14 protein-coding genes are annotated in these 18,103 nt (G+C 45.4%); 13 read left to right on the top strand and 1 reads right to left on the bottom strand.

Annotated features, from left to right (window positions below; translation table 11 throughout):
* The 4 genes from DXC01_RS11650 to DXC01_RS11635 form a co-directional block, all read left to right on the top strand.
* On the top strand, positions 1-417 hold a 417-nt coding region (locus DXC01_RS11650), incomplete at its 5' end, for a formate--tetrahydrofolate ligase (protein ID WP_118698965.1).
* A 564-nt stretch (positions 418-981) separates the two neighbouring features.
* Entirely contained in the window at positions 982-1,611 is a 630-nt protein-coding gene (locus tag DXC01_RS11645) for a cyclodeaminase/cyclohydrolase family protein (protein ID WP_022214498.1), read from the top strand.
* 31 nt (positions 1,612-1,642) lie between these two features.
* Positions 1,643-2,497: a bifunctional 5,10-methylenetetrahydrofolate dehydrogenase/5,10-methenyltetrahydrofolate cyclohydrolase gene (locus tag DXC01_RS11640; protein ID WP_022214499.1), complete on the top strand. Its 855-nt coding sequence runs from the start codon at positions 1,643-1,645 to the stop codon at positions 2,495-2,497.
* The gene (locus DXC01_RS11635) at positions 2,494-3,279 is read left to right on the top strand and encodes a glucosaminidase domain-containing protein (protein WP_118698964.1); all 786 of its coding nucleotides are present in this window, start codon (positions 2,494-2,496) and stop codon (positions 3,277-3,279) included. Before DXC01_RS11640 ends, DXC01_RS11635 begins: the two co-directional genes overlap by 4 nt.
* 454 nt (positions 3,280-3,733) lie before the next feature.
* Here the strand turns inward: DXC01_RS11635 and DXC01_RS11625 are convergent, their stop codons facing one another.
* Entirely contained in the window at positions 3,734-5,239 is a 1,506-nt protein-coding gene (locus DXC01_RS11625; RefSeq protein ID WP_118698962.1) for a 4Fe-4S dicluster domain-containing protein, read from the bottom strand.
* A 357-nt stretch (positions 5,240-5,596) separates the two neighbouring features.
* Between DXC01_RS11625 and DXC01_RS11620 the strand changes: the two genes are divergently transcribed.
* The 9 genes from DXC01_RS11620 (at position 5,597) to DXC01_RS11580 (ending at position 18,031) form a co-directional block, all read left to right on the top strand.
* Positions 5,597-6,076, top strand: a complete 480-nt coding sequence (locus tag DXC01_RS11620) for a complex I 24 kDa subunit family protein (protein WP_118698961.1) — start codon at positions 5,597-5,599, stop codon at positions 6,074-6,076.
* Positions 6,073-7,944 carry an NADH-quinone oxidoreductase subunit NuoF gene (locus DXC01_RS11615; protein WP_118698960.1) on the top strand — a complete coding sequence of 624 codons (1,872 nt, stop codon included), beginning with the start codon at positions 6,073-6,075 and terminating at the stop codon, positions 7,942-7,944. The genes DXC01_RS11620 and DXC01_RS11615 overlap by 4 nt, the downstream gene beginning before the upstream one ends.
* A gap of 15 nt (positions 7,945-7,959) precedes the next feature.
* Entirely contained in the window at positions 7,960-9,648 is a 1,689-nt protein-coding gene (locus DXC01_RS11610) for a [FeFe] hydrogenase, group A (RefSeq protein WP_118698959.1), read from the top strand.
* Positions 9,649-9,973: 325 nt separating this feature from the next.
* Positions 9,974-10,816, top strand: coding sequence for a fumarate hydratase (locus DXC01_RS11605; RefSeq protein WP_118698958.1), 843 nt, complete (start codon positions 9,974-9,976; stop codon positions 10,814-10,816).
* Between the two features lies 1 nt (position 10,817).
* Positions 10,818-11,375 carry a Fe-S-containing hydro-lyase gene (locus DXC01_RS11600; protein WP_022214507.1) on the top strand — a complete coding sequence of 186 codons (558 nt, stop codon included), beginning with the start codon at positions 10,818-10,820 and terminating at the stop codon, positions 11,373-11,375.
* A gap of 68 nt (positions 11,376-11,443) precedes the next feature.
* Positions 11,444-12,913: a stage IV sporulation protein A gene (gene spoIVA, locus DXC01_RS11595; RefSeq protein ID WP_022214508.1), complete on the top strand. Its 1,470-nt coding sequence runs from the start codon at positions 11,444-11,446 to the stop codon at positions 12,911-12,913.
* Between the two features lie 225 nt (positions 12,914-13,138).
* Positions 13,139-13,996 (top strand): hypothetical protein, encoded by an 858-nt coding sequence (locus DXC01_RS11590; RefSeq protein WP_118698957.1) that lies wholly within the window; start codon positions 13,139-13,141, stop codon positions 13,994-13,996.
* Positions 13,989-14,540, top strand: a complete 552-nt coding sequence (locus DXC01_RS11585) for a hypothetical protein (RefSeq protein ID WP_118698956.1) — start codon at positions 13,989-13,991, stop codon at positions 14,538-14,540. Before DXC01_RS11590 ends, DXC01_RS11585 begins: the two co-directional genes overlap by 8 nt.
* Complete coding sequence (locus tag DXC01_RS11580; protein WP_118698955.1) at positions 14,537-18,031, top strand: HD domain-containing protein; 3,495 nt, start codon at positions 14,537-14,539, stop codon at positions 18,029-18,031. Before DXC01_RS11585 ends, DXC01_RS11580 begins: the two co-directional genes overlap by 4 nt.
* Positions 18,032-18,103: the final 72 nt, after the last annotated feature.

Below are 18,103 nucleotides of genomic sequence, written 5' to 3'. Positions count from 1 at the left end.
AAACTTGCAGAAGAAGTTCTTCGCCTCGTAGAAGAACCAAACGACTTTACTTATGCATACGAACTGGAAGGCTCCATCGAGGATAAACTGAACCAGATCGTACAGAAAGTATACGGCGGCAAGAAAGTGGTTCTCACAGCAAACGCACAGAAACAGGCAAAACAGCTTGAAGCACTCGGCTTCGGCAACTGCCCGATCTGTGTGGCTAAGACACAGTACAGCCTGACCGATGACCAGACCAAACTCGGTGCTCCGACAGATTTCGAAGTAACCGTACGTAACCTCAAGATCTCCGCAGGAGCAGGCTTCATCGTAGCCCTGACCGGCGAGATCATGACAATGCCAGGTCTTCCGAAAGTACCTGCTGCAGAACGTATTGATGTTGATGAGACTGGCAAGATCACTGGACTTTTCTAATAAAAGCGGATTGTAAAAGGTTTGGTTTTGCTTTATAAAGCAAGGAAAATGATATTTTGTAAAATATGAAAACCCTGAGGGGGAGCATCTCGAAGTTGCGAAGGCCGAAGCTCCCCCTCAGACACCCCCTACTTGGCCACGCTTGGCTGAGGCAGACAGAACGTTATCGACGCCAACTGTTGAGGCTGTTTCGCTGCGCGAAAAGCGCAGTGACAGCCGAACAGAGCGAATGCGCCCGTGCATCTTTTGCCGCCTCACGCTTTGCGTGCAGGCAAAAAGCCCACAATCTGTCTCCACACGGGAAAGCCTTCCCGCCTGAGTAGCCTGGAGATGATGCGCCCACAGTGCTGGATGCACTGTGCGTATCTTGCACCACAAGCGGTGCAAGATACGGGCGTGGCCAGGAGGGGAGCGCGAGGGGAGAACGGCCTTCGCAACTTTGAGTGCCCTCCCCTCGCAGGTTTCCATATTTCCAAATATGAAAAAAATTATTATAAAAAAGAAGAAAGAAAAATCATAAAAGACCCCTCTTTTATCGGGTCACTTTTTTCAGGAGGAGAAAAAATGGGATTTTCTACAAGTACATGCACAGAATTCGTCGAAGTTCTCGCTTCTAAAGCCCCGGTACCGGGCGGCGGCGGTGCATCAGCGCTGGTTGGTGCAGTTGGAACTGCACTTGGCAATATGGTAGGCAGTCTTACCGTAGGTAAGAAAAAATATGCAGACGTAGAAGACGAAATGTGGGAGCTCAAAGCAAAATGCGACCAGCTCCAGAAAGACTTCCTTCGTCTGATCGAAAGAGACGCAGAAGTTTTTGAGCCGCTCTCCAAAGCATATGGTATGCCAAAAGAAACCGAAGAAGAAAAAGCAGAAAAAGCCCGTGTTATGGAGATCGTGCTGAAAGATGCCTGCTCCGTACCGATGGAGATCATGGAGAAATGCTGTGAAGCGATCGAGCTGATCGTTGAATTCGGCGCAAAGGGTTCAAAACTGGCGATCAGTGATGCCGGTGTTGGAGCAGCTTTCTGCAAAGCAGCATTACAGGGTGCCAGCCTGAATGTCTACATCAATACAAAATCCATGGCAGACAGAGAATACGCAGAAGAACTCAACAAAAAAGCAGACGCAATGCTTGAGAAATACACCAAGATGGCAGATGAGACATTCGAAAGCGTTCTTGGCAGATTAAAATAATCAGCAACAAAATAGCGGAGGAAATACAAAAATGGCAAAGCAGTTATTAGGTAAAGAAGTAACAGCAGCACTGAATGAAAAGATCAAAGCAAATGTAGCAGAATTACAGGGCAAAGGCGTAAACCCGACACTCTGCATCATTCGTGTTGGCGAAAACCCAAGCGATATTTCTTATGAAAGAGGAGCAACAAAACGCTGCGAGACTCTTGGCGTGGCATGTGAGAAGATCCTTCTTCCGGGAGATGTGACTCAGGAAGAACTCCTTGCAACCATCGACAAAGTAAACAAAGACGACCACATCCACGGCGTTCTTCTGTTCCGTCCGCTTCCGAAACATCTGGATCAGGCAGTGATCGAAAATGCACTTGCTGCAGAAAAAGACGTTGATTGTATGACAGATCTTTCCATGTCCGGGGTATTCACCGGCAAAAAAATCGGTTTCCCGCCATGTACACCACAGGCATGCATGGAGATCCTGGATCATTACGGAATCGATTGCACAGGCAAAAAAGCCGTTGTTATCGGAAGAAGCCTTGTAGTTGGAAAACCGGCAGCCATGATGCTGGTTAAGAAAAACGCAACCGTAACGATCTGCCACACAAGAACCGTTGATATGCCGTCTGTTGCAAAAGAAGCAGACATCGTGATCGTAGCAGCCGGACGCGCAGGCGTTGTTGGTGCTGATTATGTCAGAGAAGGACAGACCATCATCGATGTAGGTATCAACGTAAATGCAGAAGGCAAACTCTGTGGAGACGTTGACTACGCTGCAGTTGAGCCGATTGTTGATGCGATCACACCAGTTCCTGGCGGAGTTGGAAGCGTTACCACATCCGTTCTTGTAGGACATGTAGTAGAAGCTGCAATGAGAAAGGTAAATGGATGATTCGAAACAAAAAAGCAATGCTCTTTTGTTCACAGATGATACTGGCAGGTGCCCTTATAACAGGGGCACCTTGTCTGGCGTCTGGGGATAATGGAGAGACGAGCGTATTTGGAAGTTCAGATACAAAGGCAGAAGATGAAGTATCCGATCTTTCCGGCGAAGGCCAGATCCACAAACCGGCCAGTCTTAACGCGCCGGATTTTACCTCAGATCCGAATTTCGTGGATGATTCCACCGACAATACTTATGGTTATTACACGATTATGGGGACGACAACCGTTTCCCTGGCACAGATGACTTCCCAGTACAATGCACATGGATCCGAATATCCGTCCGCATCTCTGAAAGAAGGCGGTGCAGAGACGATCGATGATTTCTGCACGATCATTCTGGAAGAAGCAAATGCTGAAGGTGTCCGGGGAGAAGTAGTCTTCGAACAGGCAATGCTCGAGACCGGCTGGCTCCAGTACGGAGGAGATTCCGGAATCTCCCAGTACAACTTCGCAGGACTCGGAACCACAGGCGGCGGCGTCCAGGGCGTATCCTACCCCGACGTAAGAACCGGAATCCGCGCACAGGTACAGCATTTAAAAGCCTACGCCTGCGACGAATCTCTCAACCAGGACTGCGTAGACACCCGCTTCAACATGGTCCAAAGAGGCAGTGCCCCATACGTCGAATGGCTTGGACAGCAGGAAAATCCCAATGGAGGCGGCTGGGCCGCCGGAGCAAACTACGGGGAGAAATTGCTCAAGCTACTGAGCGATCTCAAGGAGGAGTAAGTGAGATGTTTGACATCTCCTTATATCCTCTTTTATTTTTTGTAAAAAACCAAAACCGCAGAAGGGACGTCGCCCGTCCCCTCTGCACACCCCTGGGCTTTTGGGAAAAACATCGGCATTGGTTTTGGTGTGGGGAAGCATTTTGGTAGCGTGGTATGGAGCCTGGATATCGCGTGGGGGAAATCTCCCCCAAAAATCCACCTTGACTCAGGGAGTCCCTCCAAATCCCCAACCTATTCAAACGAAAATCTCCCGGCCTGGACCACCAGGAAAATTTTTCACAATCCTCGACCAAAAAACAAAATTCCCGTCAAACACCCAGCCCAGGGTGTGCAGAGGGACGGGCGACGTCCCTTTGCAGTTTACCTTGCTTCCCAAAAGCGAAAAAAGAGCCCGGGGAATACATTCCCCAGGCAAAAAAAAGTTTTTTACACTTGCTTTTTCCAAAAAAATCTCAAGAAAGCTTAATTTCCTTCAATTCTTTCGCCGGCAGTTTCTTAGAAGAACCTGCCACAAACTTCTTAAGCGCCTTAGAAGACTTCGCAATCGGCACATTCGTACCAGCACCGCCCATACATCCACCAGGACAAGCCATACCCTCGATCATACAGCCCTTAAGTTTCCCGGCTTTCGCCAAAGCCAGCATCTTCTTACACTCTGCCAGGCTCTCTGCATGCTCAATATGCACCGGAACTTCCGGATAATATTCCTTCAGACAGGCCTCGATCGCACCTGCAACACCACCTGCGACCGCATATCCACGTCCGGCGGCAGTAGCATCATGCAGGGAACCTTCGTCTTCAAAGGAAGCCGGCTCGATCTCACGCGCATCAAACATCGCATCCAGTTCCTCAAAAGTCAAAACAAAATCCACATCACTTCGCACAGTACGGCGCATCGCTTCCAGTTTCTTGGAAGCACAAGGTCCAATGAAGACAACCTTCGCATCCGGATCATCCTGCTTTACCTTACGTGCAGTGGCAACCATAGGAGTCAGCTCCTGTGAGATATTGTCGATCATGGTCGGGAAGAATTTCTTTGCCATCATGGACCAGGACGGACAGCAGGAAGTCAGAAGGAACGGAAGATTTCCTGTTGCAACCTCATGTGCATAATGATGTGCCTCAGAGATCGCACCGACATCCGCACCAAACGCAACCTCATGAACATCAGAAAAACCAAGAACCTGCAGAGCTGTCTTGAATTTGCCAGGGGTCACATCATCACCAAACTGGCCGATATAAGCCGGTGCAACGATCGCAACGATCTTATCGCCGTCACGAAGCGCATGCGCAAGCTGGAAGATCTGAGATTTATCAGAGATCGCACCGAACGGACAGCTTACCATACACATACCACAGGAAACACACTTGTCATCCAGGATGCTCGCACGCCCCTGCTCATCACTTCCGATCGCCTTGACACCACATGCCTGCTCGCACGGGCGCACGTTGTGGGAGATTGCATCATAAGGACAGGCTGCTTTACATTTTCCGCATTTTACACATTTTTCCTGATCGATAAAAGACTTTCCGTCCTTCATAGAGATCGCGCCCTTCGGACAGACCTGCATACATGGATGGGCAACACATCCGCGGCACATGTTGCTGACAATGTATTTGTTCGGAGGACAGGCTGCACATGCAGACGGGATCACCTGCATAAGAGGCGGCTCATAATATTTCTCATTGATATTGCTGGCAGCAAGACCGTCGGTCAGATGGACCGCCTTGCTTTCCGGGCGAAGAGAAAGCCCCATGGCGAGACGGACTCTTTCGCTTGCAACGGCACGTTCTCTGTAAATACTCTCACGATACTGGGCAGTTTCACTGACGATATTGTATGGGATGGATTCAATATCATGGATCAGGCTTTCGTCAGAAGATTCAAATCCGGCCTTTGCCACTTCAGTATAAACCTGGTGTCGGATCTCTCTGACTGGGGTATCATAATTTCGCATATCTATTTCATCTCCTTAAATAAGAAAAATATTCATCTACCGCTCCCTATAATATAGGAAAGAATTCCCAAAATCAATCCGAAAATGCAAAATTCCTGTACTTTTCGAAGCACATAAGAGAAACAAAATGAGAAACACTTTACTATAGCGAAATAGATTGATAAAAAATTATAAAATCTGTTAAAAAATACACAATAATACGAAAAACATAAAAACATGAATAAATTAATTCAATTTTCCTATATTTCACTTGTATAATTTGACTGCTTAATGTATAATGAAATACAACAAGGCTGTGTAAATTATACAAAATAATGGGCGCAGACAAAAGCAAATTTTTAACAAGGAGGGAATTGAATGTTAGATCAGTCTTATTACACGAAGACAGATGAGATCATCGAGCATTACGGACCGAAAGCAGCATCACTGATTCCGATCATGCAGGATATCCAGGCGGAGTACCGCTACCTGCCGGGAGAGCTTCTGACCTATGTTGCATCCAAGATTGGAGTGACCGAGGCGAAGGCATACAGCGTCGCTACTTTTTATGAGAACTTTTCCTTTGAGCCGAAAGGCAAATATGTGATCAAGGTTTGTGACGGAACAGCCTGTCATGTGCGTAAATCCATGCCTGTCAAGGAAGCTCTCATGAAGGAGCTTGGACTCAGCAACAAGAAGCATACAACGGATGATATGCTTTTCACAGTAGAAACGGTTTCCTGTCTTGGTGCATGCGGACTCGCACCGACTCTTACCGTAAATGACGAAGTACATCCGAAGATGACCCCTGAGAAAGCTATTGATCTGTTAAACGAATTGAGAGGTGAGACGGTATGAGTATTGTGAGTAAAGAAGATCTGCTCCAGAAGCAGGCCGAAGCAAAGAATACCCTGGAAACTTTTACCTGTCGTGTGCTTGTCTGTTCAGGTACCGGATGTATCGCCTCCGGCGCGCAGAAGATTTACGACGAGATGGCGAAACTGTGTGAGAATCTCGACTGGGTAAGCGTAGAAATGCAGAAGGACGTTCCGCATGTCGGCGTTGTCAAGACCGGATGCCAGGGCTTATGTGAACTTGGACCTCTGATGAAGATTGAACCATATGATTACCAGTACGTACATGTGCAGGTAGAGGACTGCAAGGAGATCGTAGAGCGCACTGTAATGGAAGGAGAACCGGTTACCCGTCTGTTTTACCGTGACCATGATACAGTCTGTCCTCATCCGTCAGACATTCCTTTCCTGAATCAGCAGACCAGGATCGTTCTGGAAAACTGCGGAAATATCAACGCGGAATCCATTGATGAATATATCGCAGTAGGCGGCTTCCAGGCTATGGCCAAAGCTTTCTTCGACATGACTCCACAGGATGTCATCGATGAAGTGACCAAATCCGGACTTCGCGGACGTGGCGGCGCTGGTTTCCCGGCCGGCAAGAAATGGTCTCAGGTTGCACGCCAGAAAGAAAAAGTACGCTACGTAGTATGTAACGGTGATGAAGGTGACCCGGGTGCATTTATGGATGGTTCCGTAATGGAAGGTGATCCATACAAGATGATCGAAGGTATGACCATCGCCGCATACGCTGTAGGCGCAGAGAATGGTTATATTTATGTTCGTGCAGAGTATCCGCTTTCTGTTAAGCGTCTCCGCATGGCGATCGAGCAGGCAGAGGCTTATGGACTCCTCGGCGATAACATCCTCGGTTCTGGTGTAAACTTCCACTTACATATCAACCGTGGAGCCGGTGCGTTCGTTTGTGGTGAAGGTTCCGCCCTTACCGCATCCATCGAAGGCAAACGAGGCATGCCACGTGTCAAACCACCTCGTACTGTAGAGAAGGGACTCTGGGAGAAACCAACTGTCCTCAATAACGTAGAAACTTATGCCAACGTTCCGAAGATCATCCTTCAGGGTGCTGACTGGTTCCGTACCATCGGAACAGAGGGAAGCCCGGGAACCAAGACATTCTCCCTTACCGGTGCGATCGAGAATACCGGTCTTATCGAGGTTCCTATGGGAACTAGCCTCCGTCATATCATTTACGACATCGGCGGCGGTCTCAAGAGCGGCGCTGCATTCAAGGGCGTACAGATCGGTGGACCATCCGGTGGATGTCTGATCGAAGATCAGATCGACCGTCCTCTGGACTTTGACTCTGTCAAATCTCTTGATGCGATCATGGGTTCCGGCGGTCTCGTAGTTATGGATGAGAATACCTGTATGGTTGAAGTTGCCAGATTCTTCATGAACTTTACACAGCGTGAGAGCTGCGGTAAATGCGTTCCGTGCCGTGAGGGTACCAAACGTATGCTCGAGATCCTCGAGAAGATCGTAGATGGCAAGGGCGAGATGTCCGATCTCGACGAACTGGAAGAACTTGCGACCATGGTTCAGAGCATGGCTCTGTGCGGTCTCGGCAAGAGTGCCCCGCTTCCTGTTATCAGTACACTGAAACGCTTCCGTGATGAATATGAGGAGCATATCCGCGACAAGAAATGCCGTGCAAAAGTCTGTACAGCACTTCGTAAATTCCACATTAATCCGGAATTCTGTATCGGCTGCGGCAAATGTGCAAAGAACTGCCCGGCAGGTGCGATCAGCGGAAAGATCAAATCCCCATATCACATCAACAATGACGTATGTATCAAGTGCGGTTCCTGTAAGGACAACTGTAACTTTGATGCGGTTTATGTGGAAGCATAGGAAGGAGGCTGACTTATGGGTACAATGACAATTGACGGTAGAAAAGTTGAATTTACCGATGAAAGAAACGTCCTGACCGTTATCCGTAACGCAGGCATCGATATTCCGACCCTGTGCTATCATTCGGAGCTCTCTACATTTGGAGCATGCCGTTTATGTACAGTAGAGGACGACAGAGGCAAAACCTTTGCTTCCTGTTCAGAAGTACCGCGCGATGGTATGGTCATCCATACCAACACCAATAAATTAAGAAACTATCGTAAACTGATCGTGGAACTGCTCCTTGCAGCACATTGTCGTGACTGTACGACCTGTATCAAGAGCGGTGAGTGCGTTCTCCAGGAACTGGCGCATCGTCTCGGTGTAAGAACCGTCCGTTTCCAGAACACCAGAGAGCAGCATGAACTGGATTTCAGTTCTCCATCTATCGTTCGCGATCCGAATAAATGTATCCTCTGCGGAAACTGTGTACGTGCCTGCGAGGAAATCCAGGGAATCGGCGCACTCGGATTTGCATTCCGTGGAACAGAAGCCATGGTTATGCCGGCGTTCAACAAGAAGATTGCCGAGACACAGTGCGTAAACTGCGGACAGTGCCGCGCATTCTGTCCGACAGGTGCTATTTCCATCCATACCAACACAGACAAAGTCTTTAAGGCACTCGCAGATCCGGATATCCGTGTAGTTGCACAGATCGCACCTGCGGTACGTGTTGCAGTAGGAGATCATTACGGACTCCAGAAGGGCCGCAGTGTAATGGGCAAGATCGTCAATGCACTTCACCGCATGGGCTTTGACGAAGTTTATGACACTACTTTCAGTGCCGACCTTACCATCATGGAAGAAAGTGCAGAATTCCTTAACCGTATCGAGAAAGGTGAGAAACTTCCGCTTCTGACATCCTGCTGTCCGGCATGGGTTAAATTTATCACAGATCAGTACAAGGATTACATCCCGAATATTTCTACCTGCAGGTCCCCACAGGGAATGCTTTCCGCAGTTATCAAGGAATACTTCCGTGATCCGGAACATGCCCAGGGCAAGAAGACCGTTATGGTTTCCATCATGCCATGTACTGCTAAGAAAGCAGAGGCAGTTCGTCCGAACAGCTACACACATGGTGAGAAAGATACCGATATTGTTATTACAACCACAGAGCTTCTCCGCATGATCGACAACTTTGGTCTTGATTTTGCAGGACTTGAGCCAGAAGCATGTGATATGCCATTTGGATTCGGTTCCGGCGGTGGTGTTATCTTTGGTGTTACCGGTGGTGTTACAGAGGCTGTTCTCCGCCGTCTGACTCCGGATCACAGCAAAGAAACAATGCGAGAGATCGCTGAATGTGGTGTTCGTGGAGATGAGGGAATCAAGGAATTCTCCATCCCATACAAAGGAATGGAAGTCAAGATCTGCGTAGCCAGCGGACTTGCCAATGCAAGGATCGTTATGGACCGTGTAAAGAACGGCGAAGCAGAATACCATCTGATCGAAGTTATGGCATGCCGTCGTGGCTGTATCATGGGTGGCGGTCAGCCGACCAGATCCGGTGACAGGACCAAGGCCGCCAGAGCAAGAGGTCTGTACAATGCAGATAATACTACGATCATCAAGAAATCCGACGAGAACCCGATGGTACTCGAACTTTACCAGGGACTTCTCAAGGGCAAAGAGCACGAACTGCTCCATAACGAATTCTATTAATTCCGCGCGTATAACTTCCGAGGGGGAAGTTAGAAGAAAAAGATAAATAAAATCCATGCTTAGATTTTTTGCCATAGGAAATCTGACATAAAAGATAACCAGACTCCATGAAGAGAGATACTTCGACAGGGGTCTGGTTGTTTTGTTGTTAAGAACTGCTTGTTTTTTTACAGATACTTGCAGATTTACACGAGATAGTCTAAAATAAAATCAAAAGTGCCAGAGACAGCAGAGAATCTGACATCCTGCGTCACTCACATTTCGCAGGATGATACAGCCCCCATGTTGTTGTCGGCACAAAAACGAAAGATAGGAGTAAATGCAAATGCGTGAAATTAAAGCATCAGCTATCACAGACACCATCGAGCGTCTCTGCATCGAGGCAAATCAGGTCCTGCCATCTGATATTAAGGCCGCTATCCAGGCCTGTCGTTCCTGCGAGGACGGACAGATTGCCTGCGGTGTCCTCGACAACATCATCGAGAACTATCAGATCGCAGAGAATGAGCAGGTTCCGATCTGTCAGGATACCGGTATGGCATGCGTCTTTCTGGAGATCGGTCAGGACGTACATATCACAGACGGAGATCTGACAGAAGCAGTCAATGAAGGTGTCCGCAGAGGCTACACAAATGGCTACCTCCGCAAATCCGTTGTCAAAGACCCTGTCCGCAGAGGAAACACAGGTGACAACACACCGGCAATGCTCTACACCGAGATCGTTCCGGGCGAGCACATCCGCATCACCGTCGGACCAAAAGGCTTCGGAAGTGAAAACATGAGCGCGATCCGCATGTTCAAGCCATCCGCAGGCATCGAAGGAATCAAAGACTTCATTCTGGAGACTGTAGAGACAGCAGGCCCGAACCCGTGCCCACCGATGGTAGTCGGTGTCGGAATCGGAGGAACTTTTGACAAGGCAGCCCTTCTTGCAAAGAAAGCCCTCATGCGTCCGGTAGACACCCAGAACCCGGATCCATATTATGCTGACCTGGAGAAAGAAATGCTGGAAAAGATCAACCAGCTCGGAATCGGACCGCAGGGATTCGGTGGAAGGACCACAGCCATCGGCCTGAACATCGAGACCATGCCAACCCATATCGCCGGCATGCCATGTGCGATCAACATCAGCTGCCACGTAACACGCCACAAAACGGAGGTGCTTTAATATGGAACGTCACATCACACTGCCATTAACAGAAGAACTGGCAAGAACTCTTCACGCAGGCGACACCGTCTACCTGACCGGAACCATCTACACCTCCCGCGATGCCGGACACAAGAGAATGTGCGAAGCACTTGCACGCGGCGAGGAACTCCCTTTTGATCCGAAAGATGCAACCATCTACTATGTAGGCCCGACCCCTGCAAAGCCAGGTCAGGTCATCGGTTCCGCAGGCCCGACCACCAGCGGAAGAATGGATGCCTACGCACCGACCATGATGTCCGTAGGCGCACGTGGAATGATCGGCAAGGGCGCCCGCCTTCCGGAAGTCGTAGAAGCCATGAAGAAATACAGCGGCGTTTACTTCGGAGCGATCGGCGGAGCCGGAGCCCTTCTCGCCAAATGCATCAAGAGTGCAGAACTGGTTGCCTACGAAGATCTCCAGTCCGAAGCACTCCGCAGACTTTATGTAGAAGAAATGCCCCTCGTCGTGATCATCGACAGCGAAGGCAACAACCTCTACGAAGAAGGCAGAGCAGAATACCTCAAAAACCGTAAATAAAATAGTTTCCTCCTGCATATATTGTAACGATACATGGGACTGTTACAATATATGCAGGGGGATTTTTTATGGAAAATTTTCAGATTTACCGGGATATTCAGGCGCGGACCGGTGGTGATATATACATAGGCGTTGTCGGGCCTGTACGGACAGGAAAATCAACGTTCATCCGAAGATTTATGGAACTTGTGGCACTTCCCGCCATGGAACCGGGGCAGCAGGCCGAAGTCCGCGACCAGCTTCCCTTGAGCGGTTCAGGGAAACTCATTACTACCGTAGAGCCTAAATTTATCCCAAAAGAAGCGATTCCCGTGACACTCGGCGAAGACCAGAAAGTTCAGATCAAACTGATCGACTGTGTCGGTTTTCTTGTCAAAGACGCCTCCGGCCACATTGAAGACGGAAGAGAGCGGATGGTCAAAACTCCATGGTTCGAAAAAGCCATCCCCTTCCACGAAGCCGCCCAGGTTGGCACCCGCAAAGTTATCCAGGAACACGCAACGATCGGCCTCGTAGTCACCACCGACGGCAGTTTCGGTGAGCTTCCGAGAGAAAATTTCATCGAAGCCGAAGAACTCACGGTCAAAGAATTAAAAAAACAGGGCAAACCATTTCTGATCCTTGTCAACTCCCAGACACCATATAAAGAAGAAACCCAGAAACTCTGTCGGGAGCTGCGGGACAAATACGGCGTGACCACGATCTCCGCCAACTGTGAACAGCTCCGCAAAGAAGACATCATAAAGATCCTGGAAAATGTCCTCTACGAATTCCCGGTCAGTGAGATCCAGTTCTACATTCCGAAATGGGTCGAAATGCTTTCACCACAGCACGAACTGAAAGCTCAGATCCTCACACAGATCCGCGAATACATGCAGAATCTGACGCACATCCGCGACATCACCAAGGACTCCGTTCAGCTCACAGGACCCTATATTCAGGAGACACTTCTCGATCAGGTCGATCTTTCCACCGGGATCGTCCGCATCCGTATCCAGGTCAAAGACGAATTTTATTACAAGATCTTAAGCGAAATGAGCGGCATCACTATGGAAAGCGAATACGACCTGATCCACACCATGAAAGAACTGGCAGCCATGAAAGAGCAGTACGTCAAAGTCCAGGCAGCCCTCGAAGCCGTCCGCTCGACCGGCTACGGCGTCGTCGTCCCGGAACTCTCCGAGATCCAGATCGAAGACCCGACCGTCATCCGCCAGGGTAACAAATTCGGCGTAAAGATCCGCTCCAAGAGCCCGTCCATCCACATGATCAAGGCAAACATCGAAACCGAGATCGCCCCGATCGTAGGCACCGAGCAGCAGGCCAACGACCTCATCCAGTACATCGGCGAGAGTAGCCAGCGCGGCGAAAGCATCTGGGAAACCAACATCTTCGGCAAATCCATCGAACAGCTCGTCCAGGACGGCATCCGCACCAAAATCTCCGCCATCGGCGAAGAAAGCCAAACCAAACTCCAGGACACCATGCAAAAGATCGTTAACGACAGCAAGGGCGGGATGGTGTGTATTATTATCTAAGCGAAATGTGAATCCGCGTCAATTTAAAGAAAAAGGTATGAAGAATTTTGTTGTTTAATGATGAAGTTCCTCATACCTTTTTCAATATATGGTTATAAACATATCGAAAAATCGAATGAATAGTTCGATATACAGAATGCTAAAAACTGTCCAACATATGATACAATAAAGGTACCAAAAATCATTATTTTTACAAACAGAAACAAATATCAGGAGGAAAATCATATGGAGCACAGAGCACCTGTAGACATGCTGAGATTCTATGGTGGAGATATTCGAGAAAGAACTGATGATGGAAAAGTAGCTTTTGGAAAATCTTCAAAAGATACTTTGTGGGGAGACAATGAAGCATATCGCACGTTAAATGCACTGCTTTTTGATGGATATGAAAACGAAAAAGAGCGGATATTCAAAGAAAAGAAAAAATTAAAACCTGTATTTATCGAGAGGCTGGACGAGACACTTGCTATTTATACAGGAGTGTTTTCGATGATGTGCCTGCAAAAAGAAAAAAATATATCAGCAGTTAAGGTAAAAAGAGTAGACCGGCAGGCTTCATTAAATGCATACCAGAAGAGTTTTACAGGATCTTTTGTTGCCTGCACAAAAGGAGCCTATGATACTGAGTTTGCCGAAAAAAATAATGTAATCCTTTTAGAAGTGGAGATTCCAAAAGAAAGTCCATCAGTTGATTTTCAGCAGTTCTTATCAGGCAATGAGTATTCCAATTATATTGAGCAGGAAGTGCTGCTACCGCCATTTCTCCCATTAGAGATAGAGGAAAAACCTCTTAACCTGAAAGAAAAGAAAATCAGAGATATGCATAAAAAACCACCCGTGGGGAAATATCTGCTTCGGACGGGAAACTTCCCTGATTATAGAAATGAAATAACAGCTTCTAAAGACGAACTCTATGAACGATTGATGCGTGATAAAGAGGAAGCGGCTGCGTGCCTCCAGTCAATGAATGAAGGAAACTGGGAAGATGAGTATCAGAATTATATAAAATGGAAAGAAGATCTTCACAACTATCTGAAATTAGTCTATTCAGACTTATGGTACGGAGAAAATACAAATGAGTAATAATATGGATGAATCAACATGGGAATCGTATAATGAATTCTATAATGAACTAAAAACAGACAAAAATTCTATGGATATTTTTGAAGACGGACTAAAATGTTTTTCTTCATATTTATGTCATGCGAGCTGGGATTATGCTTATAACGCAACATATTTGCCGGGATTCATAGAAGAATTTCGGATATTCATAAAAGCATTTTCAATTAAATATGAAATTGCGAAAGCACTGTTTGAGGCAGCAGAATCATATCACAATCTTACATTAAAAATTGACAGATACTGGCTGTTTGAAACAGATGAAAACGGAAAAGTTAAGAAATCTATATTGGGCGGTCCTGACTTTGTTTCAGAAAAAACATTAACAATTGAAGGCAGCATTCTTTGCGATATGCAGAGATATATTTACCATGAGCAATATGAAATGGATAAGGTGGAATTGAATAAAGAGAAATCGAGTAAAGTGCTATCAGATAAAGTGGTATCAGACTTTAAAGATTTTTTGGACAAGCATATACCGAATAATACAAAGGAGCGCGGAAAATGAAGTCAAAGACAGGGCAGGAATCGAAATACAGAGAACATTTATTATCCGATATCAACATATATTTAGCAATATATTCCTTAAATTCGTACATCTTTGAATACAACATACTGAAACCGGAAGACCGACATCTATATCATCAGTTACAGGACAAATTTGATGAACGACTTGTCAGCAAAGTGACAGAAGATGTAAAAAAACGAATCAAACAGTTATTGGACGATCCAGACAAATTTATCCAGGCAAAAGTATACTTCAAACCGAAAAAATTAGTCGATGGAAAACTGGAATTCAGACCACTTCATACTACAGATTTAATCACCCAGATTGCAATTGTATCAATGCTTCATCTGTTCGTCTATGAAATACCGGAGAAGGAAAATCCAAAGCTGACCCTGTCAAATCTAAGCCGCCTGATTCCTTCGGATTTCTATGGAAACAGAGTTTCCGTAAAGCCAGAGAGCCTGTTTAAGCCATGGAAACAACAATACCAGAAATATAACCAGAACAGTAATGATGCACTGAAAAAATATCACACCTCTCTGGAATATAAATATGAAGTTACATTAGACCTCGAGAATTTCTTTCCAACAATTAATCCGGTTATCATATACCACTATATTATTGGATATTTACCGGCGTATCTGTCAGAACAGGACATGCGCCTTATGAAAACAGTGCTGCGTAAGTTATTGTTTTGTGAACTTGATTTTGGAGAACCTGATACAGCATTCACGAAACAACTACGAGAACAGTATTTAAAGATATCGAAACATAAAACACCGAAAAGCAATGACGATGAACAGCAAAATACAGTAAACACTGAAAAAACAGGGGATGCAGAGCACACTGAGACCGTTGCGAAATTATACAAATTTGTAAGAGGCATTCCCCAGGGCCTGCCACAGTCATACTTCCTTGGAAATATATACATGATAATAGTTTCCGAAATTTTTCGAAGTACATTTACAGGAGTGAGTTATTTTTATGTGGACGATTCCGTCATTTTTACAAATGATATACAGGAAGATCAATTTCAGAAACAACTGGAAAATATTAATGAACAGATTACAAAAAAGGAACAGGAGTTTTTGAAAAAGCATCAGAAGGAAAATATAAAAATTTATCCTCAGAATACACAGGGATTTTATGAAAGTAACCTTTATGGCGTTGGTCTGCATCTGAGTGGCAAAAGCAGCTATGTTCGTCTGGATCGTCTTGATGAAAGTGAAGTTTATCTGAAATGTATAAGCCGGCAGATGTCCCAGGCTGGAAGTGATTTCTTCAGGATGTACTCAGATGAAGAGAACAGAAATCTTGAGAAAAAATTTGAGATATTGTGTCAACAGGTAAAAGCACAACTGGATAAACTGGAAAAACAGAGCCAGGAAAAAGAAAAGCGGAACCTGCCAGAACCAGAGGTGCGTGATACCAAAAAATTCAAAGACAGGCTTATAAGATATTATAGATTTTTTAAATATAGAAAACAACGTTTATCTGCAATGCACCGCCCGGAAGATGATTCAGATGAGCAGATCTATAAAGAGGAATTGGAAGAGATTATTTATGCCGGAGTTCAGGACAAAACATTAGAAAGGTTCATAGATGGCAGGGTGCAATCAGCAAAGGAAAAGAAAGACATATTAGAACGGTTTATGAAATCTTACAGCAATGATATATGGGATGCAGCAGTAGGCATGTATCAGACTTTTGCAAAAGAAGAGGAAATCAGCAAACTGCAAAGATATGTACAGGAGATTGATAAACTGTGCATCAAAGAAGGCGGAGAAAAATTTTCATATCTGCAATGTACATATAGAGAATTGCTGGGAGACAATGCAGACATGACTGAAGAAGAACTGCATATTCTTTATGACGATTCGTATAAAAGCCTCAAGAGATTAGCAAAGATCAAACTGAAAAAGTATGCAAATAAACATTACGAGGTCGCAGAGTATTACTGTTCCAGATTTCAGAGACAACAAGATGAAGAAATAGTGAAAATACTGTTTTCAGAAGAAAAGGGTCTTTATGATAAAATGAAACTGGTCCGTGCAAATACGCAGAAAATACTCCGAATGGTGATGAATACAATTTATTCGTATCTGTTCAACGTTGAAATTTCAGACCATCCGGTCCTTGCGAAAAACAGTAAGAAAGCATTAACCTATGGAGAACTCAGGATTTTGGCCTTCTTGAGAAATCCCTGGTTCCAGACAGAAGAGTTTCGCAAAAGAGAAATTGTGCTGAAAGATCCTCTCAATAAAGGTGTTGTAGACTATTCAATCATGCGGGTCATGGAAATCTTTTATTCCTTTGTAAAAGATCCGGTAAAAATTGACAATCTGATACTTACACACAAATACGTTTATGATGTCTGGCAGAATGGTTCGAAACATTTGTATTTTTATACCTTACATAACCAGGAACATGCGATCACTTTGATCCAGAACATAGTCAAACTGATCCACACAATTGATTTTTTTAAGATTTCCGCGATAGACTATTACATTTTATTTCTTGCCTGTTATCTGCATGACATATCAATGGTAAAGATTCCTTCGTCAGATCTTTTTCTCATAGATACAGACAAAGCGGATGAACTGGCAAAGGACCTGCTGGATGAATACAATCAGGAAAATTTAACGAAAAGCAAACGGGATATTTTAAGTGTCAAAAAATATATGCTGGATAGTTACAAAAAAATAGACGGATATTTTGAAGAAATGGTCCGTGGCAGACATGAAAAAGACAGTGCGGCAGAAATACGAAAAAGATCAGAAATAGCATATCTCGATACTCTGATTCGTGAAATCGTCGCAGAAATCTCGGAAGCACATGGTGCAGATGAACGAGATATTTACGGAAGAAAATCCGTTGCCGCACAACAGCTCCTGAGCATAAAATTTGATAAGATATTAATTCGTCTTGCAGACTTATTAGACATGAGCAATTACAGAGTATCAAAGCCAATCCTGCATCATAATATGCAGCAGATGTCAGAAACATCGGCGTTTCATTGGATCTCACACCTGCTGACGCAAGGATATAAACTCTATACGGAATACGAGATTAACAACAAAGACGGCGGACTCATTCCAAAGACAATAACAGAAAAACTAATCCTGGAAATTCCCGTAGCCATGTCTCAAATGTCCGCATTTGCCTGCAAAAAGCCCTGCGAAAAAGTAAAAATCGACAGGACGCGAATATCTCAACATCAGATTATCCTGATCTGTGGCGAGAAGTGCGAAGAAAATAATGAAGATAATGAAAAAGAAAGGAACTGCAATTTCCTGTGCCAGTGGTTTAACGTAAAAAATGATTACCTCATAAGAGAACTCGCTGCATTAAAAGAATACCTGAGAAGAAATGTAAATAACTATTTCGAATGTGAAATAGAGATCAGAATCACATGCACCGAAAAAACAAACATAGATGCAAAGCAATTTGAGGTACTTAATAACTATATCAACAAGAAGAAACATATTTAAATAATATGTAAAACAGAAAAGAAATCATTCCAGTTTTTGAATGGCTGGAGTGGTTTCTTTTTTGTATAACTA

The organism is Blautia sp. OM07-19 (assembly GCF_003481595.1).
Lineage (GTDB): Bacteria > Bacillota > Clostridia > Lachnospirales > Lachnospiraceae > Blautia_A > Blautia_A intestinihominis.
Note: the sequence above shows the minus strand (reverse complement) of the source record. Positions and strands in the feature narration are given on the sequence as shown.

What these genes read in the sequence shown, in the direction of transcription:
- DXC01_RS11645 (WP_022214498.1), top strand. Translation starts at nt 982, where the DNA reads ATGGGATTTTCTACAAGTACATGCACAGAATTCGTCGAAGTTCTCGCT.
- DXC01_RS11640 (WP_022214499.1), top strand. Translation starts at nt 1,643, where the DNA reads ATGGCAAAGCAGTTATTAGGTAAAGAAGTAACAGCAGCACTGAATGAA.
- DXC01_RS11635 (WP_118698964.1), top strand. Translation starts at nt 2,494, where the DNA reads ATGATTCGAAACAAAAAAGCAATGCTCTTTTGTTCACAGATGATACTG.
- DXC01_RS11625 (WP_118698962.1), bottom strand. Translation starts at nt 5,239, where the DNA reads ATGCGAAATTATGATACCCCAGTCAGAGAGATCCGACACCAGGTTTAT.
- DXC01_RS11620 (WP_118698961.1), top strand. Translation starts at nt 5,597, where the DNA reads ATGTTAGATCAGTCTTATTACACGAAGACAGATGAGATCATCGAGCAT.
- DXC01_RS11615 (WP_118698960.1), top strand. Translation starts at nt 6,073, where the DNA reads ATGAGTATTGTGAGTAAAGAAGATCTGCTCCAGAAGCAGGCCGAAGCA.
- DXC01_RS11610 (WP_118698959.1), top strand. Translation starts at nt 7,960, where the DNA reads ATGGGTACAATGACAATTGACGGTAGAAAAGTTGAATTTACCGATGAA.
- DXC01_RS11605 (WP_118698958.1), top strand. Translation starts at nt 9,974, where the DNA reads ATGCGTGAAATTAAAGCATCAGCTATCACAGACACCATCGAGCGTCTC.
- DXC01_RS11600 (WP_022214507.1), top strand. Translation starts at nt 10,818, where the DNA reads ATGGAACGTCACATCACACTGCCATTAACAGAAGAACTGGCAAGAACT.
- spoIVA (WP_022214508.1), top strand. Translation starts at nt 11,444, where the DNA reads ATGGAAAATTTTCAGATTTACCGGGATATTCAGGCGCGGACCGGTGGT.
- DXC01_RS11590 (WP_118698957.1), top strand. Translation starts at nt 13,139, where the DNA reads ATGGAGCACAGAGCACCTGTAGACATGCTGAGATTCTATGGTGGAGAT.
- DXC01_RS11585 (WP_118698956.1), top strand. Translation starts at nt 13,989, where the DNA reads ATGAGTAATAATATGGATGAATCAACATGGGAATCGTATAATGAATTC.
- DXC01_RS11580 (WP_118698955.1), top strand. Translation starts at nt 14,537, where the DNA reads ATGAAGTCAAAGACAGGGCAGGAATCGAAATACAGAGAACATTTATTA.